Raw genomic sequence first — 23,442 nt, forward strand, 5'->3', positions numbered from 1 at the left:
GTTCGGCGGGGTCACCCCCCCGGGGGGGCCCCCACCGCCCGACCAGTGGGGTAACGCTGCGGCCAACGATGGGGGCGGGCGGGGGGCGCGCCCCCCCCCACCCCGGCCACGGTGGCGCATGGCGAGGTTCACCTCGGCGCGGGCCTCGATCCACCGGGGTCGCGGAGCTCCGCGTAAGGTGATCCACCCGGCTCCGGACGGAGCGGGCGGATGGGGACCGGGCGGCCGAGCCGCCCGATGCGGTCCGCCGCCGACCGGACAGGTCGGTGCGACCCGGAGCGGAGGGGCTCGTGCCGACGCGGGGGCCGGGCGGAACAGTTGCTCGTCACGCCTTGCGCCGCCAGCAAGCCGAAGCCGGGGGAGATCCCCAGGACAGGGAACACAGGACATGTCCGAGACCACGTTGCTGCTCGGCGGCCGGATCCATTCGCCCGCCGATGCCGACGCCACCGCGATGGCCGTCATCGATGGCACCATCGCCTGGGTCGGTTCTGACAGGGTCGGCCGTGCACTGCATCCCGAGGCGGAGATCGTCGAGCTCGGCGGGGCGTTCGTCGCCCCCGCGTTCGTCGACGCGCACGTGCACGCCACCTCGTCCGGTCTGCTGATCAACGGCCTGGACCTGACCGGTTGCGCTTCGCTGACCGAATTCCTGCACGCGCTGCGCGACCACGTCGAAGAGCACCCGGGCGCGCTGGTGTGGGGTCACGGCTGGGACGAGACCTGGTGGCCGGAGCGCCGCCCGCCGTCCCGCGCGGAGATCGACAACGCCTGCGGCGGAGCGCCCGTCTACCTGTCCCGGATCGACGTGCACTCGGCGCTGGTCTCCAGCGCGCTGATCGAGCGCGCCCCGCTGGCCAGGGACACCGAGGGCTGGAGCCCGGACGGTCCGTTGACCCGGGTCTCGCACCACCACGCGCGCAGCGCCGCCCGCGAATCGCTGGGCCTGGCGCAGCGCCGGGAGGCGCAGCTGGCGTTCCTGCGGCACGCGGCGTCCTGCGGCGTCGCGGCCGTGCACGAGTGCGCGGGACCGGACATCTCCGGGGCGGAGGACCTGCGGGACCTGCTGGCGCTGTCGGCTCGCGGGGACGTGCCGGAGGTCGTCGGTTACTGGGGCGAGCTGGGCGCGTTGGAGACCGCGCGGGAGCTGGGCGTGCGCGGGCTCGGCGGTGATCTGTTCGTGGACGGCGCGGTCGGTTCGCGCACGGCGGCGCTCGGCGCGCCCTACGCGGACGACCCGACGACCTCCGGCGTGCTGTACCTGGACGCCGAAGCGGTCGCCGAGCACCTGATCGACTGCACCCGCAACGGCTTGCAGGCCGGGTTCCACGTGATAGGGGACGCCGGGGTCGCCGAGGCCTGCGAGGGGTTCCGCCGCGCGGCGAAGGTGCTCGGCGTGCCCGCGCTGGCGAGCATGCGGCACCGGCTGGAGCACCTGGAGATGGTGACCACCGAGCAGGCCGCGGAGCTCGGCTCGTTCGGCGTGGTCGCCTCGGTGCAGCCGCAGTTCGACGCGGCCTGGGGCGGGCCGTCGGACATGTACGCGCGCCGGCTCGGCGTGCCGCGCGGCACCCGGTTGAACCCGTTCTCGGCACTGGCCGCGAACGGCGTCGTGCTCGCGTTCGGCTCGGACGCGCCGGTCACCCCGGTGGACCCGTGGGCGGCGGTGCGGGCCGCGGTGCACCACCGCACGGACGGTTTCGGCGTCTCGCCGCGCGCCGCGTTCACCGCGCACACCCGGGGTGGCTGGCGGGCCGCCGGGGTGGATGACGGGGTGACGGGCGCGCTGGTGCCGGGCGCTCCGGCGACGTACGCGGTGTGGGAGACGGGAGATCTCGTCGTCACCGCACCGGATTCGCGGGTGCAGCGCTGGTCGACCGATCCGCGCGCGGGCGTGCCGCCGCTGCCGGACCTGAGCCCGGGCGCGCCGTTGCCGCGCTGCCTGCGCACCGTGCTGCGGGGGAGGACGCTGTACGTCCGGGATCCGGACGAGGAGGACTGAGCTCCGTCGCGCCGGCTCGCGCCGGCGAACGACGTGATCGAGCGCCGGGGTGGTGCCCGGCCGGTCGAGGACCGGGGGCACCGCCCCGGCGTTCGCACGTCCGGGGGCGGGGCCGTCTCGTGCGGGCTCACCCGATCAGCGTGCCACGGTGTTCGGTCGACAATGGAATTGGAATATGCCGATGGCCGCATTAATTCGATCGGGTGCACTTCGCGATTCCGCTGCGTGCTGCGGCAAATTCTTCGATGAATGAGACCCGCTATTCGAGGCCGCTGCGACCAGTGGTTTTCCCGAAAAAACGGACGCAATTCCACCGGCGCGGTGAATAGGATCACAGCGCGTTGCGGAGCGTGATCAATCGGCGCTAGCGTGTGCGCATCCACTGCGAGAGGCCGCGTCGTCCGCGGCTCCGGTGGACCCCGTTCGGGGAACTGGGGATGGCGCTCCGCGGAGCGCGCACGACGGCCGATCGATGCGACGGGGAACGCGCGTCGGCCGCGGGGGAAAGAAGAACAGCACGCACCGCGAAGCGGGGCGACGCCGTGCATTCCGGCGTCGGCCGCCCGGAACGCGTGCGTTCTCCCGGCCGGTCCGCCGGTCGAAACGGAATGCAGGAGTACCGCCGCCGGCCCGGGGTGCCGGCGACGAACTGAGGGGAACGTTGTGACGAATACTCCCGTGCACGAAGGTGCCTGCCCGGAGCTCGGCTTCGAGCACACGGTCGCGCGCAGCCTGGTGCACCGGCGGAACCTGTCGGAGTTGTTCCTGACCGACGGCGTGCGGCTGGACAGCGCGCACTTCGCCGCGGCCGCCCAGCTGCCGATGATCCACTACTACTACACCGACCACCTGACCGACGAACGCGTCGACCCGCTGCTGCTGCTGGAGTGCTGCAGGCAGGCCGAGACGCACGCGATGCACGCGCACTTCGGCGCGCCGCTGGACACCAAGTTCGTGCTGCGCTCCTGGTCGCTGCGGCTCGACGACGCGCACGGCGACCGCGGGGCGGCACCGCACGAGTTCACCGCCACCGCCGAGACCTCGCTCGCCCGGTGGCGCGGCGGGGAACTGCGCGGGCAGCGCTACGACATGGCGCTGTTCCTGGACCAGGCGCCCATCGGGCAGGTGCGGATGGACGTCGGCTACCTGCGCGGCGCGGTGTACGCGGCGATGCGGGAGCGCAAGCGCGGCGGACTGCCGCCGAGCTCCGCGGAATTCACCGCGGACGCCGCCGCGGATCTGGTGAAACCGCACCTGGTGGGCCGGTCGAACGCGGACAACGTGCTGCTGCTCGCGCCCCGGTTCACCGCGGACCGGATCGTGGCCCGATTGCGGGTGCACGGATCGCATCCGAGCCTGTTCGACCACCCGCAGGACCACGTTCCCGGAATGGTGCTGATGGAAGGCGCCCGCCAACTCGGGGTGCTCGCCGCGAAGCATTTCGCCGGGATTCCGGCGCACGAACTCGGCATCGTCGGGATGGCGGCGGAATTCGACGCCTACGCCGAATTGGACGCGCCGGTGGAACTGCTGTGCTCCGAGCCGGTAGCCGGTGCGGACGGCGAATCCCGCATTTCCATCCGATTCGTGCAGCACGGTTCGGTCATCGCCCGCGCTACGTTCGACGTGCGCTGCGGGGCAGTGCGGGAGGCGGCGTGAGCGCCCCCGCCCGGACCTGGCTCAGCGGATTGTCCGAATGGTTGCCGCCGACGAGCGTGCCCGTCGCGCAAGCGGTCGCCGAAGCTCGCCTGGAGCCCGCCGAGGCCGCGGCCACCGGGTACGCCGCGCTGCCGGTGTCGCACGACCTGGCGGCACCGGAGATGGCGGTCCGCGCGGCCCGCGACGGGCTGGCGCGGGCCGGGTTCGCGGCCGCGGACATCGGGTTCCTCGCGCACGCCTGGACCTACCACCAGGGCCACGACTTCTGGTCCCCGGCGCACTACATCGCGGCCCGGATCGGCGCGGACGGCGCGAACCCGGTCGGGGTGCAGCAGATGTGCAACGGCGGGGCGGCGGCCCTGGAACTCGCCACCCGCTGGGTCGGCGCGGCGGAGGCGGGCACCGCGCTGGTCACCACCGCCGACCGGTTCGCCGAACCCGGGTTCGACCGCTGGCGCGGGGATTACGGGCTCTGGTACGGCGACGGGGCGGCCGCGGTGCTGGTCGGGCGCGGGACGGACGGCTCCAGCGCCGACCTGGAACTGCTGGCGCTGGCCAGCCGCGCCGAACCGGCGGCGGAGGAGATGCACCGCGGCGCCGACCCGTTCAGCGCCGCACCGCTGGGCCGGGTCGACGTCCGCCGCACCAAGAAGGCGTACCTGAGCAGGCACGGCCGCACCCGCTTCGCCGAGATCACCGCGGTCCGGGTGCCGGAGGTGGTGCGGGCGGCGCTGCTGGCGGCCGAGGTGGACGCGGGCGATCCGCGGCTGCGCTGCGTGCTGCTGCCGCGGCTCGGCGAACGCGCCCTCGGCGAGGCCTACCACCCGGCGCTGCGCGCGGTCTTCACCGATCTGCCCGCACTCGACCTGGGTGCCGACACCGGCCACCTCGGCGCCGGTGACCTGCTGTCCAACCTGGTCGCGCTGGCCCGCCCCGGAGCGCTCGCCGCGGGCGAGCTCGCGGCGGTGCTCAGCGCGGGCGGCGGGTTCACCTGGTCCTGCGCGATCGTGCGCAAACCCGCCCCGGCCGACCACGAACGGGAGAACCACCATGTCCGCTGACTCCTCCGGGAACGACCCGGTCCTCGTCGTCGGCGCGGGCCCGGTCGGGATGGTGCTGGCCGCGTTCCTGCTCCGCCAGGACGTGCCGGTGCGGATCGTCGACCGCGAGCCGCGCAGCACGCTGCACTCGCGGGCGGTGATCCTGTGGCCGCGCAGCCTGGAACTGCTGCGGCCGCTCGGCGCCGCCGACGAGCTGACGGGCATCGGCGAGCACATCGAACGCGTCTCGTACTACTCCGGCAGCCGCCGCCTCGGCGACATCGACATGACCCGGCTGCGCGAGACGCCTTACCCGTTCGGGCTGTGCACCCCGCAGCACCGCACCGAGGACGTGCTGCGCGCCTGCGTGGAATCCGCGGGCGCCGCGGTGGAATCCGAGGTCGAGCTGGTCGACCTGGACGGCTCCGGCGAGCGGCCGGAGGCGACGCTGCGGCACGCCGACGGCACCCGGGAACGGGTGCGGGCCCGCTGGGTGATCGGCGCGGACGGCGCGCACAGCGCGGTGCGCCGGCTGCTGGACATCCCGTTCGAGGGGGCCGGGGCCGACGTGCTGTTCGCGATCTGCGACGCACCGCTGGACGCCGAGCTGCCGCGCAACGAGATGCTGTACTGCTACGACCGCGGCGGTGCGATGGGGTTGGCGCCGTTCCGCGGCACCGACTTCCGCGTCGCGTGCAGCGTGCCGGTGTGGAACGACGACGAGCCGCCGCCGCACGAGCTGTTCCAGCGGAACCTGGACGCGGTGGTGCCGTTCCCGGCGCGCCTCGGTGAGCTGAAGTGGACCACGGTGTTCCGGGCCCGCAGGCGCACCGCGGGCCGGTTCCGCGCCGGGCGGTGCTTCCTGGTCGGCGATGCCGCGCACATCTTCAGCGCGGCGGGATCGCAGGGCATGAACACCGGCATCCAGGACGCGGTGAACCTCGCCTGGAAGCTCGCCGCGGTGGAGCACGGCACGATGCGCCCCGAGGTGCTGGACGGCTACGACCCGGAACGGCGCCACTCGGCGAAGCGGGTGTCGCGGCTGACCGCGAAGCAGACCAGCTGGGGGCTGATCTCCCGGCGGGACAAGGTGGTGGTGCGCGACGCGCTGGTCGGCGCGGCCCGGAAGTCGGGCGTGCTGCAGCACGTGGTGGCGCCGATGATGAGCCAGCTCAGCGTGCGCTACCGGCCGGACGCCCCGGAACGGGCCTCCGACCTGCGGTTGCGGAAGCTGGTGCGGGAACCGGGCGGCCGGATCCCGGTGTTCACCACCGGTTCCGCGCCGGACCCGTGGCCGGAGGTGGCCGGAGATCGGTTGACCGTGCTGCTGTGGGCGGGCGAGACGCGGGACGCGGCGTGGCGGGCGCGGTGCGCGGCGATCCGCGCGGAGGTGCCCGCGGGTACCCCGGTGCAGGACGTGTCGTCCTGGGCGGTGCTGCGCGATTTCCTGGGCCGCGACCGCTGCGCGGTGGTGGTGCGCCCGGACGGGCACGTCGCGGCGATCGAGCGCGGCGCGGTGGACCCGGGCGCGGTCCGGTCGGCGCTGCGCCGCAGCGGAGCGCTGGACGCGGCCGGCGCGCCCGCCGAAGGAGCCGTCCGATGAGCCCGGCGGCCGTGCTCGCGGGCCTCGGCGGCTGGACGCCGCCGCGGGTGGTCACCAACGACATGCTGGCCGCCGAGCTGGACACCTCCGACGAGTGGATCCGCACGCGCACCGGCATCCACCGGCGGTGCGTGGTCCCGCCGGGCATGAGCACCGGGGACCTCGCCGTGGAGGCGGGCAGCCGAGCGCTGGACTCGGCGGGCGGTGGCGCGGTGGACGCGGTGGTGCTCGCGACGAGCACTCCGGACCGGCCGTGCCCGGCGACCGCGCCGTCGGTGGCGCACCGGCTCGGGCTGGGCGAGGTGCCCGCCTTCGACGTGGCCGCGGTGTGCACCGGGTTCCTGTACGCGCTGGCCACGGCGCGCGGGCTGATCGGCGCGGGCATCGCCGGATCGGTGCTGGTGATCGGCGCGGACGCGTTCTCCACCATCCTCGATCCGGCGGACCGCACCACCCGGGTGATCTTCGGGGACGGTGCGGGCGCGGTGGTGCTGCGCGCGGGGGAGGTGGCGGAACCGGGAGCGCTGCTGGGGTTCGACCTCGGCAGCGACGGCGCGGACGCGGAGCTGATCACGGTGCCCGCGGGTGGTTCGCAGCAGCGCAGCCGCGGCGCGCCCGCCGCGGTCGCGGACCACTACTTCCAGATGGACGGCAAGCCCGTGTTCAGCCGCGCGGTGCGGCGGATGAGCGGTTCCGCGCGCCGGGTGGTGGCGGACGCGGGCTGGGAGATGTCCGATGTGGACGTTCTGGTCGCGCACCAGGCGAACGCGCGGATCCTCAAGGCCTGCGCGGCGGAACTGGGCATCGCGCCCGAGCGCGCGGTGCAGAACCTGGACCGCGTGGGCAACACGGTCGCCGCCTCGGTGCCGCTGGCGATGGCCGACGCGGCGGCGAGCGGCGAACTGGCTCCCGGTGATCGCGTGGTGCTCACCGGGTTCGGCGGTGGACTCACCTGGGGGGCCACCGCCTTGAGATGGCCGGGCATTCCGGTGAACGACGAGCCGGACGCGGTGCGTCCGGGGACTGAGGGGACATCATGAACGAGATCGAGGAACGCCTCTGCGGCATCGCGGGCAGCAGTCTCGGGGTGGAGGCGCAGCGGTTGCGCGACGGGCAGACCTTCGAAGACCTGGGCCTGGACTCGCTGGCGCTGATCGAATTCGGGATCGAGGTGCAGCGCGAGTGGGGCGTGCGGCTCGAAGACGACGAGATCAAGCCGGAGTTCACCCTCGGGGACCTGCTGGACCTGATGGCGGCCAAGGGCGTGTCCGCGTGACCGCACCCTTCGACGCGGCCGTGACCGGGCTCGGCCTGGTCACGCCCGCGGGCGTCGGAGTCGCGGAGAACTGGCGGCGGGTCTGCGCGGGCCGGTCGACGGCGCGCACCGACGAGCGGCTCGCCGGCGACCAGGTGGACATCTCCTGCCGGGTGCCGGACTTCGACGCGGAACGGCTGCTGGGAGCGGCGACCGCGCGGCGGGTGGACCGGTTCGTGCAGCTCGCGCTGGTCGCGGCTCGGGAGGCCGTCGCCGACGCGGGACTGGACCCGGCGAGCTGGGACGGCGACCGGGTCGCGGTGGTGATCGGCAACTCGCTCGGCGGCACCGGGACGGTGGAGCGCCAGCACCGGCGGCACCACGAGGAGGGCGACCGGGTGGTGTCGCCGCTGACGATCCCCGCGTCGATGTCGAACATGGTCGCCGGGCACGTTGCCATCGACTGCGCCGCCCGCGGCCCGAGCCTGGTCACCGCCACCGCGTGCGCGTCCGGGACGACGGCGGTGGGGCTGGGCCGGGCGCTGCTGCGGGCCGGGCAGTGCGACCTGGTGCTCGCGGGCGGTGCGGAGTCGGCGCTGTCGCCGACGGCGATGGCGGCGCTGAACCGGATGGGCGCGCTGTCCCGCCACGGCGATCCGGGTTCGGCGTGCCGCCCGTTCGACGCGGACCGGGACGGGTTCGTGGCCGCCGAGGCCGCCGGTTTCCTGGTGCTGGAGCGGCCGGAGTCCGCGGCCGCGCGCGGTGCGCGGGTGCGGGCGCGGGTCAGCGGCTACGGCTCGGCCACCGACGCGCACCACCCGACGACGCCGCACCCGCGCGGGGCCGGGCTGGAGCGCAGCATCCGGGAGGCGCTGCGCGACGCGGACGTGCCCGGGTCGGCGGTGGAGCACGTGAACGCGCACGGCACCGGCACGAAGCTCAACGACGTCACCGAGGCGGCGGTGCTGCTGCGCAGCCTCGGCGACTCGGCGGCGGTGACCTCCACGAAGGGCGTCACCGGGCACGCGCTCGCCGCCGCGGGCGCCATCGAGGCCGCCTACGCGGTGCTGGCGCTGGAGACCGGCACCGTGCCGCCGACGGCGAACCTGGCCCGGCTGGACCCGGAGATCGGCGTGGACGTCGTCGCCGGGGAACCGCGGCAGCGGCGGCTGCGCACCGCGCTGAGCACCTCGCTCGGCTTCGGCGGGCACAACGCGGCGCTGCTGCTCACCGCCGCGTGACCGCGGGGCGGGACGTGAAGGGGAACGACGAGAGGAGAACGCGTGCGACAGCGCGAACTGGGCGCCACCGGCCACGAGGTCGGGGCGATCGGCCTGGGCTGCATGGGCATGAGCTGGGGCTACGACGAGGGCAAGCGCGATGACGCGGTGTCCGCGGCGGTGATCCGCGAGGCGATCGACTCCGGTGTCACGTTCCTGGACACCGCCGACGTCTACGGCGACGGGCACAACGAGCGGCTGGTCGGCGGCGCGCTCGCCGGGCGCCGCGACGAGGTGGTGCTGGCCACCAAGTGCGGCCTGGTGGTGGACGACCTGGCGACTCGGTCGATGCACCGCGACGGTTCCCCGGAACGCATCCGGGCCGCGGTGGAGGCGAGCCTGCGCAGGCTGGGCACCGAGCACATCGACCTGTACTACCTGCACCGCGTCGACCCGGAGGTGCCGCTGGCCGACACCTGGGGCGCGCTGGCGGAACTGGTCGAGCAGGGCAAGGTCCGCTGGCTCGGATTGTCCGAAGTGGACACCGAGCAGGCCGCGGCGGCGCACGCCCAGCACCCGGTGACCGCGATCCAGTCCGAGCTGTCGCTGTGGACCGCCGACGCCGTCGAGAACGGCGTGCTCGACTGGTGCTTCGCGAACGGGGCGGCGTTCGTGCCGTTCGCCCCGCTGGGCCGCGGATTCCTCGCCGGCGCCGTCGGCGGGCCGGGCGACTTCGAGAGCTCCGACTTCCGCAGCACCAACTCGCGGTTCGCCGCCGAGGCCTGGGAGCACAACCGCCGCATCGTGGACGTGATCGAGCGGGTCGCGGCCCGGCACGGCGCCACCGGGGCGCAGATCGCCATCGCCTGGACCGCCTCGCGCGGCCCGCACGTGCTGCCGATCCCCGGCACCAAGCGCAGCACCTACCTGCGGGACAACGTCGGCGCCGCCGACGTCGAGCTCACCGCCGTCGACCTCGCCGAGCTGGACGCGGTCCCCGCGCCGGTGGGCACCCGCTACTGACCGACCACCTCCGACGGGAGAACGAGGACAGCCATGACCACCACGCCGCCCGGCACGACCGCGGCGTTCTTCGACGTGGACGAGACGCTGGTGACCTGCAAGTCGATGCTGTCGTTCCTGGCGCACCACCACCGGGAACGGGGTTTCGCCCGCGACGAGCACGAGCAGGCCCTGGCGCTGCTCGCCGACCTCGTCCGGCTCCGCGGGTCCCGCGCCGAGTCGAACCGCGCCTACTACCGGCTGTTCGCCGGGCAGCGCATCGACCAGGTCATCGCGGCCGGGCGGCGCTGGTTCGGCGAGCAGGTCCGCGACGGGCTCTTCCACGAACCGGTGCTGAGCCGGCTGCGGGCGCACCGCGAGGCGGGCGAGCTGATCGTGCTCGTCTCCGGATCGTTCCGCGCCTGCCTGGACCCGATCGCCGCGCACGTGGGCGCGCACGTCGTGCTCGGCAGCGAACCGGACGTGCTCAACGGCCGCTACACCGGTGACGTGCGGGAGGTGCGCATCGGCGAGGGCAAGGCCGTCGCGGTGCGCCGGCTCTGCGCCGACCGCGGCATCCGGGCCGAGGACAGCCACGCCTACGCCGACCACGCCACCGACCTGGAACTCCTCGAAGCGGTGGGGAATCCGGTGGTGGTGGGCACCGATCCGGTGCTGCGCGAGCGGGCCCGGCTGGACGAATGGCAGTGCGTGGAAGGGATCGGGACGTGACCGCATCGACGACGGCGGGCCGGACGACGACGCTGCTGGTCTCGCTGGTGGCGGTGTTCCTGGTGCCGCTGACGCTGACCGGGGCTTCGGTGGCGTTGACCGACATCCAGCGGGACCTCGGCGCGGGGCTGGCCGGAGCGCAGTGGGTGGTGAACGCCTACAGCGCCACGTTCGCCGGGTTCTTGCTGGTGACCGGGTCGCTGGCGGACAAGTTCGGGCGGCGCCGCACCTTCGCGGCCGGGGTCGGCCTGTTCGCCGGGTGCGCGGTGGTGAGCGCGGTGGCGCCGGGCATCGTGCTGCTGGACGTGGCGCGGCTGCTGGCCGGGATCGGCGCGGCGGCGACCACGACCGGGGCGAGCGCGATGCTGGCCGAGGTGTTCCAGGGCCCGGCGCGGGCGAAGGTGTTCGGGTTGTTCGGCACCACGATCGGCGTGGGGCTGGCGTTCGGGCCGACGATCGCGGGGCTGCTGCAGTCCGAGCTGGGCTGGCGAGCAGTGTTCGCGGTGCCCGGGGTCGTGGGGCTGGTGCTGCTGGCGTTCTTCCCGGTGCTGCCCGCGACGAGCGAGCGGGACTCGACGAAGCTGGACGTGGCGGGGGCCGCGCTGTTCACCACGGCGCTGCTGCTGCTGATCTTCGCGCTGGTGGAGGGGCCCGAGCTGGGCTGGGGCCACGGCCTGGTGCTGGGCGCGTTCGCGGCGGCGGTGCTGCTGTTCGTGGTGTTCGTGCCGGTGGAGCGGCGGGTCGAGAATCCCGTGCTGCGGCTGGAGGTGTTCGCGACGCCGCGGTTCGCCGCGCTGTGCGGGGCGATCACGGCGATCGTCGGCGTGTTCGGGCCGCTGCTGGTGTACCTGCCGTCCTACTTCCAGGGCGTGCTGGGCATGAGCACCCGCGAGGCCGGGCTGAGCATCGTGCTGCTGACCGGGCCGACGCTGGTGGTGCCGGTGCTGTGCGGCTGGCTGGTGAAGTGGGTGCCGGGGCTGCGGCAGGTGGTGTTCGCGCTGCTGCTCGTCGGCGCCGGGGCGGCGTGGCTGGCCGGGACGGGCAGCTGGGTCGGCCCGCTGCTGGTGATGGGCGTGGGCATCGCGATCGCGCAGGGGCTGCTGGACGGGCTCGCGGTCGGCAGCGTGCAGGCCCGGTTCGCGGGCATCGCGGCGGGCGCGTTCAACACGGCGAAGGTGACCGCGGAGACCGTGGGCATCGCCGCGGTCGGTGCCGCGGTGGCGGGCGCGACCGGCGGCGAGCTCGCCGGGCCCGCGTACGAGGAATCGCTGCGCGGCGCGCTGTGGGTGTTCGCCGCGCTGGCGTTCGCGGTGGCGCTGCTGGTGATCGCGCTCGACCGGCGCGCCGCGCCGGACCGCACGACGACGGAGCACTCCGAGCGGGAAGGAACCCGACAGTGACCAGAGCAGTGACCATCCCCGAGTTCGGCGGCCCCGACGTGCTGCGGCACGCCGAAGTGGAACCGCCCCGCCCCGGGCCGGGGGAGATCGCCCTGGACGTGGAGTGCTCCGGCGTGAACTACGCCGAAGTGCTGTTCCGGCAGGGACTGGTGGACGTGCCGCTGCCGTACGTGCCCGGCATCGAAGCCGCCGGGCGGGTCCGCGAGCTCGGCCCCGGCGTGACCGGTGTCGAGGTGGGGCAGCGCGTCGCGGCGCTCACCATGACCCACGGCGGCGGCTACGGCGAGGTCGCCGTCACCGACGCGAACCTGGTGGTGCCGGTGCCGGAGAACCTGAGCACCGCGGAAGCCGCCGTGATCCCGTCCAACACCACCACCGCGCTGCTGGTGCTCGACGCGGTGGCGCGGCTGCGGGAGGGCGAGTCGGTGCTGGTGCACGCTGCCGCGGGCGGTGTCGGTACCCAGCTCGGCCAGGTGGCCCGGCTGCTCGGCGCGGGCCGCGTGGTGGGCACCGTCGGGTCGGCGGCGAAGATCGAGGTGGCGCGCCGCTCCGGCTACCACGAGGTGCTGGTGCGGGAGGACTTCCTGCGCACCGCCCCGCGGGACGAGTTCGACGTGGTCGTCGACCCGGTCGGGGGCGCCGTGCGCAGGCCCGGCCTGGACGCGCTGCGGATGGGCGGGCGGCTGATCGCGATGGGCAACGTCTCCGGCGGCGCCGACGTCGCGTTCGACGCGAACGAGCTGTGGTTCAGCGGCAAGGGAGTGCTGGGCTTCAACCTGGGCGGGCTCAGCGCGAGCCGGCCGCAGGAGGTGGGTCCCGCGCTGCGCCGGGCCGTCGCCGAGGTCGCGGCGGGCCGCATCCGCGTGGAGCTCACCGGCGAGTTCCCCGCCGCGCAGGCCGCGCAGGCGCACCGCGAGCTCGAATCCGGTGCCAGCACCGGGAAGTTCGTGCTGCACCACTGATCACTTCTTGGCTCGCTTCTTCTGTTGCGTAGTGGTCGGGTGGCGGAACCTCAGCTGCCCCCTCGCTGCGGGATCGATTTCACAGGTGGCTCCGCCACATGCGAAATCGCTGTCCTCGCGAGGGACCAGCTGAGAACCCGCGGCGGTGCCGGTTGATGAGGTGGCCGCTGCTCAGCGGCTGCGCCGCTGACAGGGCACCGACACGACCGCCGGGCGGGTTCGGCGACGGGCGGTCATGGTTCCCTCGCCGCGGGAGCGATCTCCGACGCGGGTGGAGTCGCCGTCCGCGCGGGGGAACCGCTGGGCACCTGATGGTCGCCTGCGTGGTCGGCGGCGCATCGGCTTCGCCGCTGACGGACGGCGGCACGATCGGCCGCGCCGGTTCGACGCGGCCGGTGACCCGGCGGATCGAGCGCCCCGCTCGCGCGGAAATCGCGGGCGGGGCGTTCCGGCGTCCGGGGTCAGCGCAGCAGCGTGCCGAGCCGGTGCGCGGCATCGAGGACGATGCCGCCGAGCTCCGGCACGTCGTCCACTTCGAACAGCGACAGCCCGAGGCTGACCGGCCGTTCGGTGCCGGGCACGAGCGCCGAGATGCCGGTGACCGAGGGCGCGATCTCCCCGTGCGACACGGCGAATCCGCGTGCGCGGGTCTCCCGCACCGCCTCCCGTTCGCCCGCACGTGGGGGCGCGGCGGCCAGCAGGGCGAGGCCCGCCGAGCCGCGGTCGATCGGGTCGACCTGCCCGGGCCGGAACGACACGTGCATCCGCGCTCGCCGGGGTTCGACGATCATCAGCATCCGCACCCGGTGCTCGTCCTCCTGCACCACCAGGTGCGCGGTGGCCTGGGTGCGTTCGGTGAGCTCGTCGAGCACCGGGCGGGCCAGCGTCCGCAGGTCCTGCTCGACCGGTTCGCTCAGCTGCACCAAGCCGGTCCCCAGCGAGATGCGCTTGACCTCGTCGCGGCGGCACAGCCGGTGCGCTTCGAGGGTGCGCACCAGGCGGTGCGCGACGGTGCGGTGCACGCCGACGCGTTCGGCCAGCTCGCCGAGGGTGAGCCCGCGCGGGTGTTCGGTGAGGACTTCGAGGATGCGCAACCCGTTGTGCAGCGTCTTCGACATCCCGGAGTCGAGCTCGACCGCGCCGGTCTCGGACATGGCGTTCCTCCTGCGCAGTGTTGACGGCCTGCGTGAGCCCGCTTACAGTACCAATTAATCGCACGCTGTGTGCGATAATAGCACATGGTTCGGGCTACGAGGAGGTGACCCGTGCAGCCGATCGGCGCCGACGTGCTCGCGCACGTCCACCAGCTCTACGGGGCGCAGAGCGCGCACATCGACGAGGGCCGCGCCGCCGACTGGGCCGCCACGTTCACCGCCGACGGCGAGTTCCACTCGCCCAGCTACCCGGAACCCGCTACCGGCACCGCCGCGCTCGTCGAGTTCGCCGAACGCCTCGCCGCCGCCGACCGCGACGAGGGCGCCCGCACCCGGCACGTCATCACCAACCTGGTCGCCGAGCCGGCGGGTCCCGGCGCGCTCACCGTGCGCGGCTACCTGCAGATCGTGCGCACCGCCGACGGCGAGTCCCGGCTGCTGCGGATGACCACGTTCACCGACGAGCTCGTCGCCGACGGCGGAGCGTGGCGGGTGCGCCGCCGCGTGGTGCGCCGCGACGATGCGCGCTGAACCCCGAATCCCCAGCCGAAACAGGAGAAACACCATGTCCACTTCGGACGGAACCGGACCGGGCGGCGCGCTGCACCGGCCGATCGGCGCGCACTACCCGGACCTGCCCGGCAAGGTCGCCGTGATCACCGGCGCGGCGCGCGGCATGGGCGCGGTCTTCGCGCGCGGCCTCGCCGCCCGCGGGGTGCACGTCGTCGGCGGCGACCTCGACGGCGAGCGGATGTCCGCCACCGCCGCCGAGATCAACGACGCGGTGAAGTCCGAAGTGGACGAACCGGGGCGGGTCGTCAGCACCGTGGTGGACGTGACGTCGGCCGAACAGCACGACCGGCTCGCCGCCACCGCCCTCGCCGAGTTCGGCAGGCTCGACCACTGGGTCAACAACGCCGGGATCTTCCCGTTCGCCCCCGCCGCGGAGATCAGCCCCGACCAGCTCGGCGACGTGCTGCGCGTCAACGTCGAAGGCGTGCTCTACGGCGCGCAGGCCGCGGCCCGGCACCTCGGCCCCGGCGGAGCGATCGTGAACATGTCCTCGGTGTCGGCGACCCGGGTCCGGCGCGGGCGCGGCGCCTACTGCACCTCGAAGGCCGCGGTCGCGCACCTGACCGAATCGCTCGCCGTCGAGTTCGGCGACCACGGCATCCGGGTCAACGCCATCGCACCCGGCTACATCGACACCGACATGACCCGCTGGGTCAAGGAGGACCCGGTGGCGCTGCGACACGCCGTGGACACCGTGCCGCTGCACCGGATCGGCTCCCCGGAGGAGGTGTTCGGCGCGCTGCTGTTCCTGCTCTCCGACAGCGCCCGCTACATCACCGGGCACAGCATCGCCGTCGACGGCGGGTCCCGGCATGTCTGAGGCCGTCGAGCGCGTCCGCTACCCCGGAGTCGTGCTCATCACCGGCGCCGCCGGGGGCATGGGCGCCGCGCACGCGCGGGCGCTGGGCCGCCGGGGCGTGCACGTGTGCCTCGCCGACGTGGCCGACCCGGGCGAGGTCACCGCCGAGATCACCGCCGCGGGCGGCTCGGCCTCCGCGCACGAGCTCGACGTCACCGACCCGGCGGCCTGGGCGCGCGTCGTCGCCGAGATCCGCGACGGCCGCGGTGAACTCGGCGGGCTGGTGAACAACGCGGGCATCTCGCGGCGGCTGCGGTTCACCGAGACCACCGCCGAGGTGTGGGAGCAGGTGCTGCGGGTCAACCTGCACGGCCCGTTCCACGGGATGCAGGCCGTCGCCGAGCTGATGCGCGACTCCGGCGGCGGGTCGATCGTGAACATCTCCTCGATCTCCGGGCAGATTGGCTACTTCTCCCCGTCGTACTCGGCGAGCAAGTGGGGCCTGACCGGGCTGTCGAAGTCGGCGGCCGGGGACTTCGCCCGCTGGGGCATCCGGGTCAACTCGGTGCACCCGGGCCTGGTCGGCACCGCGCTGCTGGACGGTGCCGACGCGTTCGTGGCCTCCGCGGTCGCCAGCATCCCCGCCGGGCGCACCGGGACCCCCGAGGAGATCACCGAATCGGTGCTGTTCCTGCTCTCGGACCGCTCCGCGTACCTGACCGGCAGCGAGGTGACCGTGGACGGCGGGCTGGTGTCCAACGGGCTGTACCACCGCATCCTCGCCGACACCGGGGGAGACCTGCGATGACCGAGCACTACGACGTGATCGTCGTCGGCGGGGGCGGGGCCGGGCTGGCCGCGGCCGTGTCGGCGGCCGAACGCGGCGCCGCGGTGCTGCTGTTCGAATCGGAACGGGAGCTCGGCGGTTCCACGCAGCTCTCGGCGGGCATGTTCACCGCCGCCGGGACGTCCGTGCAGCGCGGGCTCGGCGTCGAGGACTCGCCGGAGGCGTTCTTCCAGCACTACATGGACCTCAACCAGTGGCTGCTGCGGCCCGGCCTGATCCGTGGGTTCTGCGACCGGGCGGGCGCCGCCCTGGAGTGGCTGATCGGGCTCGGCGTGGAGGTCCCCGCGGCGATCTCCGGCGACGCGCACACCCCCGGCCTGTGCCGGGCGGGCGTGGAGGACGTGTGGCGCGGGCACGTGCCGAAGGACCAGGGCTACGGACTGGTGCAGGTGCTGGACAAGGCGCGCCGCGCGCACCGGGTGGAAGCGGTGCTCGGCACCCGGGTGCAGCGGCTGCGCACCACCGGCGACCGGGTGTCCGGCGTCGTCGCCGACGACGTCGAGGTCGACGCGGACGCGGTCGTGATCGCCAGCGGCGGCTTCGCCCGCGACCCGGAGCTGCTGGCCCGGCACTACCCGGCCGCGGCCCGCGCCGGCGAGGACCTGTTCGTCGTCGCCGCCGACGGCAGCCGCGGCGACCACCTCCGGTTCGGCGCGCAGGTCGGCGCCGCGCTCGCCGGGGACGGCTGGGGACTGATGCTGCCCACCGCCTACTTCCAGCGGCTGCACCACTGGCAGTCCGGCTTCCCGCCGAAGTCCCGCATCCACGTCAACGCCCGCGGCCGCCGCTTCATGGACGAGGACGCCTCCTACGCGGTGTCCACCGGCATCATCGACGCCCAGCCCGGACCGGTGTGGGCGGTGTTCGACGAGCGGGCCCGCCGCGCGCTGCCACCCGGCTACGCGCACTGGGACGCGGCGGTGGTGCTGCGCGAGGCCGAGGCCGGTCGCACCGCGCGCGCCGCGACGCTGCCCGAGCTCGCCGCCGAGATCGGGGTGCCCGCCGCGGCGCTCACCGCCGAAGTGGCGCGCTGGAACGACCAGCTGCCGCACGGCGCCGACGCCGACTTCGGCCGACACGAGACTCTGCGGGCCAAGGGATCCACCGCCGCACCCGACCCCATCGGCGAGGGCCCGTTCTACGCGGTGCGCACCCTGCCCGCCGAGCTGGTCTGCACCCACGCCGGGCTGGAGATCGACGCCACCGCCGCCGTGCTCGACGAGCGCGGCGGCCGGGTGCCGGGCCTGTTCGCGGCCGGGGAGGCCGGGGCCGGGGTGCTCGGCGCCCGCTACGTCGGTGGCGGCAACGCCGTCGCCAACGCCATCACCATGGGCCGCGCCGCCGGGCTGTCCGCCGCGCGCCGCGCCGCCTGACTCTGCTCAACGTCGAGGAGAAACGCCATGTCCGACGCCGCCGACGGCGAACTCGGCAGGAGGACGGTCCGGAAGGTCTCGTCCCGCATCCTGCCGATCGTGGGCCTGCTGTACGTGTTCAACTACATGGACCGGGCCAACATCAGCTACGCGCAGCTCGGGATGCAGCACGAGCTCGCCATCACCACCGCGACCTTCGGCATCGCCGCGTCGATCTTCTTCCTGGTGTACGTGCTGTTCGAGATCCCCAGCAACATGATCATGAAGCGGGTGGGGGCCCGGCTGTGGCTGGCGCGCATCGCCCTCACCTGGGGCCTGGTCACCGTGCTCACCGGGTTCGTGCAGAACGTGCCGCAGCTCTACGGCGCCCGCATCCTGCTCGGCATCGCCGAAGCCGGCCTGTTCCCCGGGCTGCTGCTGTACATGACCATGTGGTTCCGCACCGGGGAGCGCGGCCGAGCCATCGCCGCGCTCGCCCTGGCGCAGCCGATCGCGATGGTGCTGGGCAGCCTCACCGGCGGGCTGATCCTGGACCACGTGCAGTGGTTCGGGCTCAGCGGCTGGCGCTGGGTGTTCATCCTGCAGGGCGCCCCGGCGCTGCTGCTCGGCGTGCTCACCCTGCTGTACCTGCCGAACGTGCCCAGCCAGGCCCGGTTCCTCAGCAAGGACGAGTCCGCGTGGCTGGAACGCGAGATCAGCGGCGAGTACCGGGCCGAGGAACCCGAGACGTTCCTCGGCCAGCTGCGCATCCTCAAGGACCGCAAGGTGCTGTACCTGGCGGTGGCGAACCTGTTCGCGGCCTGCGGGCTCTACGGCTTCACCTTCTTCCTGCCGCAGATCATCAGCCAGCTCGACCCGTCCTACTCGGCCACCAACATCGGAGTGCTCGGCGCGGTGCCGTTCCTGGTCGGCGCGGTCGGGATGCTCCTGGTGGCCCGCAACTCCGACCGCACCGGCGAGCGGCGCGGGCACGTGGTGGCGCTGATGCTGCTGGCCGCGGCCGGGCTGGCGGGCACCATCTGGTTCCGGCACGATCCGGTGCCCGCGCTGGTGTGCCTGTCGATGGTGGCGGTCGGGGTGCTCGGCTACATGGCCCCGTACTGGGCGATGGCGGCGCGGGTGCTGTCCCGCGAGCACACCGCGGTCGGGCTCGCCGCGATCAACTCGATCGCCGCGCTCGGCGGGTTCCTCGGCCCGTACGTCATCGGCATCAACGCGGGCGAGGGCGACGTGTCGCTCGGGCTCTACTTCCCGATCGGCTGCCTGGTGGTGTGCGCGGTGATGCTGCTGGCGGTGCGCGCGCCCCGGGACGAGCCCGCGCGCAAGGTGGTACCCGCGGGAGCGGCCGAATGAGCCGGTCGCGCTTTCGGCGGTGGCGCGCGGCGGGGCGGGTCGGTGCAATGACCCCGCCCCCGTTCGCCACCGCGGACGGGATGGCAGCAGGCGGCGGTGCCCGACCGGCACCGCGGACAGGAGGCGAGAACGATGGCGCACTACCGGCGACTCGGTGACGTCCCGCCGAAGCGGCACACCCAGCACCGCGACGAGGAAGGCGCACTGTACTTCGAGGAGCTGATGGGGGAGGAGGGCTTCTCCGCGGACTCCTCGCTGCTCTACCACCGCAACCTGCCCTCGGCGATCGTCGACTCGCAGGTGTGGGAGCTCCCGGACCAGGCGACCACCCCGAACCACCCGCTCATGCCGCGGCACCTGAAGCTGCACGACCTGTTCACCGCGGAGGCCGCGGCCGCCGCCGACGTGGTCACCGGGCGCAGGCTGGTGCTCGGCAACGCGGACGTGCGGATCTCCTACGTGGTCGCCGAACGGGAATCTCCGCTGTACCGCAACGGGATCGGCGACGAGATCGTCTACGTCGAGTCGGGTGCGGCGACCGTGGAGACCGTGTTCGGCGCCCTGGAAGCGACCTCCGGCGACTACGTGCTCATCCCGCGCGCCACCACGCACCGCTGGGTGCCGCACGGCGAGGAGCCGCTGCGCGCCTACGCCATCGAGGGCGGCGGGCACATCGTCCCGCCGAAGCGCTACCTGTCCCGGTTCGGGCAGCTGCTGGAGAACGCGCCCTACTGCGAGCGGGACCTGCACGGGCCCGCCGAGCCGCTGCTGCGCGAGGGCACCGACGTGGAGGTGCTGCTCAAGCACCGCGGCTCCACCGGCATCGTCGGCACCCGGCTCGTGTACCCGCAGCACCCGTTCGACGTGGTCGGCTGGGACGGCTGCCTGTACCCGTTCACCTTCAGCGTGCACGACTTCGAACCGATCACCGGGCGGGTGCACCAGCCGCCGCCCGTGCACCAGGCGTTCGAGGGCGAGAACTTCGTGATCTGCAACTTCGTCCCGCGCAAGGTGGACTACCACCCGCTGTCCATCCCGGTGCCGTACTACCACTCGAACGTCGACAGCGACGAGATCATGTTCTACTGCGGCGGGAACTACGAGGCCCGCAAGGGCTCCGGCATCGGGCAGGGCTCGGTGTCGGTGCACCCCGGCGGGCACTCGCACGGGCCGCAGCCCGGGGCCTACGAGCGCAGCATCGGGGTGGAGTTCTTCGACGAGCTCGCCGTCATGGTCGACACCTTCCGGCCGCTGGAACTCGGCGAAGGCGGGCTGGCCTGCGACGACGGCAAGTACGCGTGGACCTGGGCGGGACGGGGGCCGCGGTCGTGACGCCCCCGCTGGTCGCCGGGCTGCTCGACGACGCGGCGATGTTCCCGCCCGGCCTGCTGCCGCTGCCGCAGGCCGTGCGGGCGCACGCCGCGCACCGCACCGCCGCGCACTCGGCCGCGGTGGGGCCGCTGGTGGTGGCCGCGCCCGCGCTCGCCGAACTGCGCGAAGTCGATGCGGGCCGGGTCGAGACGAGCCGAGCCGTTCCGGACCGGGGTGCTCCAGGCCGGGCCGATGCCGGCCGGGCGGCTCCGGACGGTCCCGCGCCGCTGGCGGTGACGGTGCCCGCCGGGCCCGCCGCCGTGCCCGCCGCGCTCGCCGAACTGGGCGGATTCCCGTTGCGGGCGCTGGAGATCCCGGTCCCCGACCTCGATCCCGCCGACCTCCCGGACGCGCTGCGCCGGGTGCGGGAGAACACCGACGCCGAGGTGTACGTGGAGGTGCCGCGGGACGACCGCCGCGCCGCGGTGCTGGCGCTGCTCGGTCCGCTCGGCTGCCGGGCGAAGTTCCGCACCGGCGGGGTGCGCGCCGACCTGCACCCCGGCGAGGCCGAGCTGGCCGCCGCGGTGCACGAGGTGGTGCGCCTCGACGTCCCGTTCAAGGCCACCGCCGGGCTGCACCACGCGGTGCGCAACAGCGACGGGTTCGAGCAGCACGGGTTCCTGAACATCCTGCTCGCCGTGGACGCCGCGCTGCGCGGTGGCGCGGTCGCCGACCTCGCCGCCGTGCTCGCCGACCGGGACGCCCCCGGCATCGCCGCCCGCGTCGCCGCGCTGGGGGAGGAGCGGACCCGGGAGCTGCGCACCCGGTTCACCTCCTTCGGCACCTGCAGCGTCGCCGAACCGCTCGCCGAACTGGCCGCGCTCGGCCTGCTGCCCGGACACCTCGCCACCGACCTGCCCGCGATCCACCCAGGAGCCGACTCGTGATCATCGACGTGCCCGCCGATTCCGGCTACGGCCGGGAGAACCTGCCCTACGGCGTGTTCAGCACGCCCGGCACCACACCCCGCGTCGGCGTCCGGCTCGCCGACCGGGTGATCGACCTGGCGGTGGCGCTGGACGACCCGCTGTTCGCGGTGCCCTCGCTGAACCCGTTCCTGGCGCGCGGCAAGCGGAGCTGGGACGAGGTGCGCGCCCGGATCACCGCGCTCGTGGACGGCGACGTGCCCGACGCGGCCGTGCACCCGGTGGCGGAGGTGACGATGCACCTGCCGTTCGACGTGGGCGACTACGTGGACTTCTACGCCTCCGAGCACCACGCCTCCAACCTCGGCAGGCTGTTCCGGCCGGACGCGGCACCGCTGCTGCCGAACTGGAAGCACCTGCCCGTCGGCTACCACGGCCGCGCGGGCACCGTCGTGCCCTCCGGCACGCCGATCGTGCGGCCCAGCGGGCAGCGCAAGAGCCCGGACGAGGACGCCCCGAGCGACGGGCCCAGCAGGCGGCTGGACATCGAAGCCGAGTTCGGGTTCGTCGTCGGCGCCGGGTCGGAATTGGGCGAACGCGTTCCGGTGTCCGCCTTCGAGGAGCACGTGTTCGGCGCGGTGCTCGTCAACGACTGGTCCGCCCGCGACCTGCAGGCCTGGGAGTACGTGCCGCTCGGCCCGTTCCTCGGCAAGAGCTTCGCCACCTCGATCTCGCCGTGGGTGGTGCCGCTGGCCGCGCTGCGCGCCGCCCGGGTGCCGACCCCGGTGCAGGACCCGGAACCGCTGCCGTACCTGCGGGAGGACGATCCGTGGGGCCTGGACGTCGAGTTCAGCGTGCGGTGGAACGGCGCGGAGGTCAGCCGCCCGCCGTACCGCGAGATGTACTGGTCTCCGGCGCAGATGCTCGCGCACCTCACCGTCAACGGCGCGAGCTGCCGACCCGGCGACCTGTTCGCCTCCGGCACCATCTCCGGACCCGGCAAGCACGAGCGGGGCGCGTTCATCGAACTCACCTGGGGCGGCGCGGAACCCGTGCAGGTCGGCGGCGAGCAGCGGACGTTCCTGGAGGACGGCGACGAGGTCGTCCTCACCGCCACCGCCCCCACCGCGTCCGGCACCCGCCTCGCCTTCGGCGAGGTCGCCGGCCGGATCCTCCCCGCGCGGCCCTGACGAACGAACGCCCCGTTCGGTCTGCGCGATCGGTCGAACGGGGCGTTCCGGAGGGCTTTCGCCGTCAGCGGAGATCCAGTCCGTCCAGCAGTTGCGAGAAGCCGTGCTCGGTGACGATCGGGATGCCGTACTTCCGGGCCGTTTCGGCTTTGCGGGACTGCGAATCCGCGTCAGCGGCCATCAGCAGCCGGGTCTTCTCGGTGACGTATTCCTGCACGGTGAGTCCGGCTCGTTCGGCGCGGTCGATCCACTGCGCGCGAGGTGAGGTCGTCTCGCCGGTGAACACGACGGAATCTCGCGGTGCCAAGCGGAGGTCGACGGTCAGCGGAGGCACCGGCATCGCGTTCGCAGCCGCCGCGGATCGGTGCACCGGTACCGCCGCGGGGCAGAACAGCCGGGACAACTCCGGCGCGATCTCCGCGAACACCGGCGCGTTCCTGGCATCGGCGGCACTGATGCCGTGCACGTGCTGCGGGCCCGGATCGCGCTGCGGGTCGATCAGCGTGCACCACTCCTCCTGCACGGCTCCGGACGGATCGAGCAGGACGACGGCGATCTCCGCGATGCGATGCCGCGAACGGAGTCGGAGGCCGGTCGTCTCGACGTCGATCACCGCAAAACCCCAGGACATGGCGGTTTGCCTCGCCTCCTGCCGCGACTTCGAGCCTGGCCGGTTCTCCCATGGCGCAGCCGCATCGCGTTCGTGTCGATCTTCACGTTGCAGGTGGCTCGAAGCGGGAGACGGGAGAAGACGTTGCGTGCCGGGGAAAACGTCGCCGGGACCCGGTTCGGCGGATCCCGGCGACCGGTCAGCCCTGGCGGCCCTTCCAGCGGGGGTTGCGCTTGTTGACCACGTAGAGCTTGCCGCGCCTGCGCACGACCTGGGACCCGTCCTTGTCCTTGAGCGACTTGAGCGATGCGCGGACCTTCATCCGTCCTCCTCTGCGGAACCTCGCTGACCCGCCCAGCCTAGACGATAGTGATAATCGTTTTCATCGGCACCCGATCGGGTTGAAGATCACCACCGGTGGATCTCCGCGT

General features: G+C 73.7%; 22 protein-coding genes. 19 read left to right on the forward strand and 3 right to left on the reverse strand.

Going from position 1 to position 23,442, the window contains the following annotated elements:
• The first annotated feature begins 388 nt into the window (after positions 1–388).
• The 11 genes from ABZ805_RS16190 (at position 389) to ABZ805_RS16240 (ending at position 12,875) form a co-directional block, all read left to right on the forward strand.
• Positions 389–2,002 (forward strand): amidohydrolase, encoded by a 1,614-nt coding sequence (locus ABZ805_RS16190; protein WP_358440328.1) that lies wholly within the window; start codon positions 389–391, stop codon positions 2,000–2,002.
• A 663-nt stretch (positions 2,003–2,665) separates the two neighbouring features.
• Complete coding sequence (locus tag ABZ805_RS16195; protein WP_358440331.1) at positions 2,666–3,661, forward strand: ScbA/BarX family gamma-butyrolactone biosynthesis protein; 996 nt, start codon at positions 2,666–2,668, stop codon at positions 3,659–3,661.
• The gene (locus ABZ805_RS16200) at positions 3,658–4,722 is read left to right on the forward strand and encodes a ketoacyl-ACP synthase III family protein (protein ID WP_358440333.1); all 1,065 of its coding nucleotides are present in this window, start codon (positions 3,658–3,660) and stop codon (positions 4,720–4,722) included. The genes ABZ805_RS16195 and ABZ805_RS16200 overlap by 4 nt, the downstream gene beginning before the upstream one ends.
• Positions 4,712–6,304, forward strand: coding sequence for an FAD-dependent monooxygenase (locus ABZ805_RS16205; RefSeq protein ID WP_358440336.1), 1,593 nt, complete (start codon positions 4,712–4,714; stop codon positions 6,302–6,304). The genes ABZ805_RS16200 and ABZ805_RS16205 overlap by 11 nt, the downstream gene beginning before the upstream one ends.
• On the forward strand, positions 6,301–7,344 hold the full coding sequence (locus ABZ805_RS16210) for a beta-ketoacyl-ACP synthase III (protein WP_358440338.1): 1,044 nt from the start codon (positions 6,301–6,303) through the stop codon (positions 7,342–7,344). The genes ABZ805_RS16205 and ABZ805_RS16210 overlap by 4 nt, the downstream gene beginning before the upstream one ends.
• Positions 7,341–7,580: an acyl carrier protein gene (locus ABZ805_RS16215; RefSeq protein WP_358440341.1), complete on the forward strand. Its 240-nt coding sequence runs from the start codon at positions 7,341–7,343 to the stop codon at positions 7,578–7,580. Before ABZ805_RS16210 ends, ABZ805_RS16215 begins: the two co-directional genes overlap by 4 nt.
• Entirely contained in the window at positions 7,577–8,800 is a 1,224-nt protein-coding gene (locus ABZ805_RS16220; protein ID WP_358440343.1) for a beta-ketoacyl-[acyl-carrier-protein] synthase family protein, read from the forward strand. The genes ABZ805_RS16215 and ABZ805_RS16220 overlap by 4 nt, the downstream gene beginning before the upstream one ends.
• A 42-nt stretch (positions 8,801–8,842) precedes the next feature.
• A complete protein-coding gene (locus tag ABZ805_RS16225; protein WP_358440346.1) occupies positions 8,843–9,802 on the forward strand; it encodes an aldo/keto reductase in 960 nt (319 codons plus the stop codon).
• A gap of 33 nt (positions 9,803–9,835) precedes the next feature.
• Positions 9,836–10,513 (forward strand): HAD-IB family hydrolase, encoded by a 678-nt coding sequence (locus ABZ805_RS16230; RefSeq protein WP_358440348.1) that lies wholly within the window; start codon positions 9,836–9,838, stop codon positions 10,511–10,513.
• Entirely contained in the window at positions 10,510–11,913 is a 1,404-nt protein-coding gene (locus ABZ805_RS16235; protein WP_358440351.1) for an MFS transporter, read from the forward strand. Before ABZ805_RS16230 ends, ABZ805_RS16235 begins: the two co-directional genes overlap by 4 nt.
• On the forward strand, positions 11,910–12,875 hold the full coding sequence (locus ABZ805_RS16240; protein ID WP_358440354.1) for a zinc-binding dehydrogenase: 966 nt from the start codon (positions 11,910–11,912) through the stop codon (positions 12,873–12,875). Before ABZ805_RS16235 ends, ABZ805_RS16240 begins: the two co-directional genes overlap by 4 nt.
• A gap of 461 nt (positions 12,876–13,336) precedes the next feature.
• Here ABZ805_RS16240 and ABZ805_RS16245 read toward each other — a convergent pair whose 3' ends face one another.
• Positions 13,337–14,029, reverse strand: a complete 693-nt coding sequence (locus ABZ805_RS16245; protein WP_358440356.1) for a helix-turn-helix domain-containing protein — start codon at positions 14,027–14,029, stop codon at positions 13,337–13,339.
• A gap of 111 nt (positions 14,030–14,140) precedes the next feature.
• Here ABZ805_RS16245 and ABZ805_RS16250 point away from each other — a divergent pair, with 111 nt between their 5' ends.
• From ABZ805_RS16250 to fahA, 8 genes are all read left to right on the forward strand, one after another.
• Positions 14,141–14,560 (forward strand): nuclear transport factor 2 family protein, encoded by a 420-nt coding sequence (locus ABZ805_RS16250; RefSeq protein WP_358440359.1) that lies wholly within the window; start codon positions 14,141–14,143, stop codon positions 14,558–14,560.
• A gap of 34 nt (positions 14,561–14,594) precedes the next feature.
• Entirely contained in the window at positions 14,595–15,422 is an 828-nt protein-coding gene (locus tag ABZ805_RS16255) for an SDR family NAD(P)-dependent oxidoreductase (protein WP_358440362.1), read from the forward strand.
• Positions 15,415–16,209 carry an SDR family oxidoreductase gene (locus ABZ805_RS16260; protein ID WP_358440365.1) on the forward strand — a complete coding sequence of 265 codons (795 nt, stop codon included), beginning with the start codon at positions 15,415–15,417 and terminating at the stop codon, positions 16,207–16,209. The genes ABZ805_RS16255 and ABZ805_RS16260 overlap by 8 nt, the downstream gene beginning before the upstream one ends.
• The gene (locus ABZ805_RS16265; RefSeq protein WP_358440367.1) at positions 16,206–17,621 is read left to right on the forward strand and encodes an FAD-dependent oxidoreductase; all 1,416 of its coding nucleotides are present in this window, start codon (positions 16,206–16,208) and stop codon (positions 17,619–17,621) included. Before ABZ805_RS16260 ends, ABZ805_RS16265 begins: the two co-directional genes overlap by 4 nt.
• A 27-nt stretch (positions 17,622–17,648) precedes the next feature.
• Positions 17,649–18,974: an MFS transporter gene (locus ABZ805_RS16270; RefSeq protein ID WP_358440370.1), complete on the forward strand. Its 1,326-nt coding sequence runs from the start codon at positions 17,649–17,651 to the stop codon at positions 18,972–18,974.
• Between the two features lie 132 nt (positions 18,975–19,106).
• On the forward strand, positions 19,107–20,306 hold the full coding sequence (locus tag ABZ805_RS16275; RefSeq protein WP_358440372.1) for a cupin domain-containing protein: 1,200 nt from the start codon (positions 19,107–19,109) through the stop codon (positions 20,304–20,306).
• Positions 20,273–21,232 (forward strand): hypothetical protein, encoded by a 960-nt coding sequence (locus ABZ805_RS16280; protein WP_358440375.1) that lies wholly within the window; start codon positions 20,273–20,275, stop codon positions 21,230–21,232. Before ABZ805_RS16275 ends, ABZ805_RS16280 begins: the two co-directional genes overlap by 34 nt.
• Positions 21,229–22,401: a fumarylacetoacetase gene (gene fahA / locus ABZ805_RS16285; protein ID WP_358440377.1), complete on the forward strand. Its 1,173-nt coding sequence runs from the start codon at positions 21,229–21,231 to the stop codon at positions 22,399–22,401. Before ABZ805_RS16280 ends, fahA begins: the two co-directional genes overlap by 4 nt.
• 64 nt (positions 22,402–22,465) lie before the next feature.
• Here the strand turns inward: fahA and ABZ805_RS16290 are convergent, their stop codons facing one another.
• The gene (locus tag ABZ805_RS16290) at positions 22,466–23,032 is read right to left on the reverse strand and encodes an exonuclease domain-containing protein (protein WP_358440380.1); all 567 of its coding nucleotides are present in this window, start codon (positions 23,030–23,032) and stop codon (positions 22,466–22,468) included.
• A gap of 178 nt (positions 23,033–23,210) precedes the next feature.
• On the reverse strand, positions 23,211–23,333 hold the full coding sequence (gene ykgO / locus ABZ805_RS16295) for a type B 50S ribosomal protein L36 (protein WP_009943488.1): 123 nt from the start codon (positions 23,331–23,333) through the stop codon (positions 23,211–23,213).
• Between the last annotated feature and the right edge of the window lie 109 nt (positions 23,334–23,442).

This window comes from Saccharopolyspora sp. NPDC047091 (assembly GCF_040643635.1).
Classification (GTDB): domain Bacteria; phylum Actinomycetota; class Actinomycetes; order Mycobacteriales; family Pseudonocardiaceae; genus Saccharopolyspora_C.

Coding starts and splice junctions, on each gene's coding strand:
- ABZ805_RS16190 (WP_358440328.1), top strand. CDS start 389: ATGTCCGAGACCACGTTGCTGCTCGGCGGCCGGATCCATTCGCCCGCC.
- ABZ805_RS16205 (WP_358440336.1), top strand. CDS start 4,712: ATGTCCGCTGACTCCTCCGGGAACGACCCGGTCCTCGTCGTCGGCGCG.
- ABZ805_RS16210 (WP_358440338.1), top strand. CDS start 6,301: ATGAGCCCGGCGGCCGTGCTCGCGGGCCTCGGCGGCTGGACGCCGCCG.
- ABZ805_RS16215 (WP_358440341.1), top strand. CDS start 7,341: ATGAACGAGATCGAGGAACGCCTCTGCGGCATCGCGGGCAGCAGTCTC.
- ABZ805_RS16230 (WP_358440348.1), top strand. CDS start 9,836: ATGACCACCACGCCGCCCGGCACGACCGCGGCGTTCTTCGACGTGGAC.
- ABZ805_RS16245 (WP_358440356.1), bottom strand. CDS start 14,029: ATGTCCGAGACCGGCGCGGTCGAGCTCGACTCCGGGATGTCGAAGACG.
- ABZ805_RS16255 (WP_358440362.1), top strand. CDS start 14,595: ATGTCCACTTCGGACGGAACCGGACCGGGCGGCGCGCTGCACCGGCCG.
- ABZ805_RS16260 (WP_358440365.1), top strand. CDS start 15,415: ATGTCTGAGGCCGTCGAGCGCGTCCGCTACCCCGGAGTCGTGCTCATC.
- ABZ805_RS16265 (WP_358440367.1), top strand. CDS start 16,206: ATGACCGAGCACTACGACGTGATCGTCGTCGGCGGGGGCGGGGCCGGG.
- ABZ805_RS16270 (WP_358440370.1), top strand. CDS start 17,649: ATGTCCGACGCCGCCGACGGCGAACTCGGCAGGAGGACGGTCCGGAAG.
- ABZ805_RS16275 (WP_358440372.1), top strand. CDS start 19,107: ATGGCGCACTACCGGCGACTCGGTGACGTCCCGCCGAAGCGGCACACC.
- ABZ805_RS16290 (WP_358440380.1), bottom strand. CDS start 23,032: ATGTCCTGGGGTTTTGCGGTGATCGACGTCGAGACGACCGGCCTCCGA.
- ykgO (WP_009943488.1), bottom strand. CDS start 23,333: ATGAAGGTCCGCGCATCGCTCAAGTCGCTCAAGGACAAGGACGGGTCC.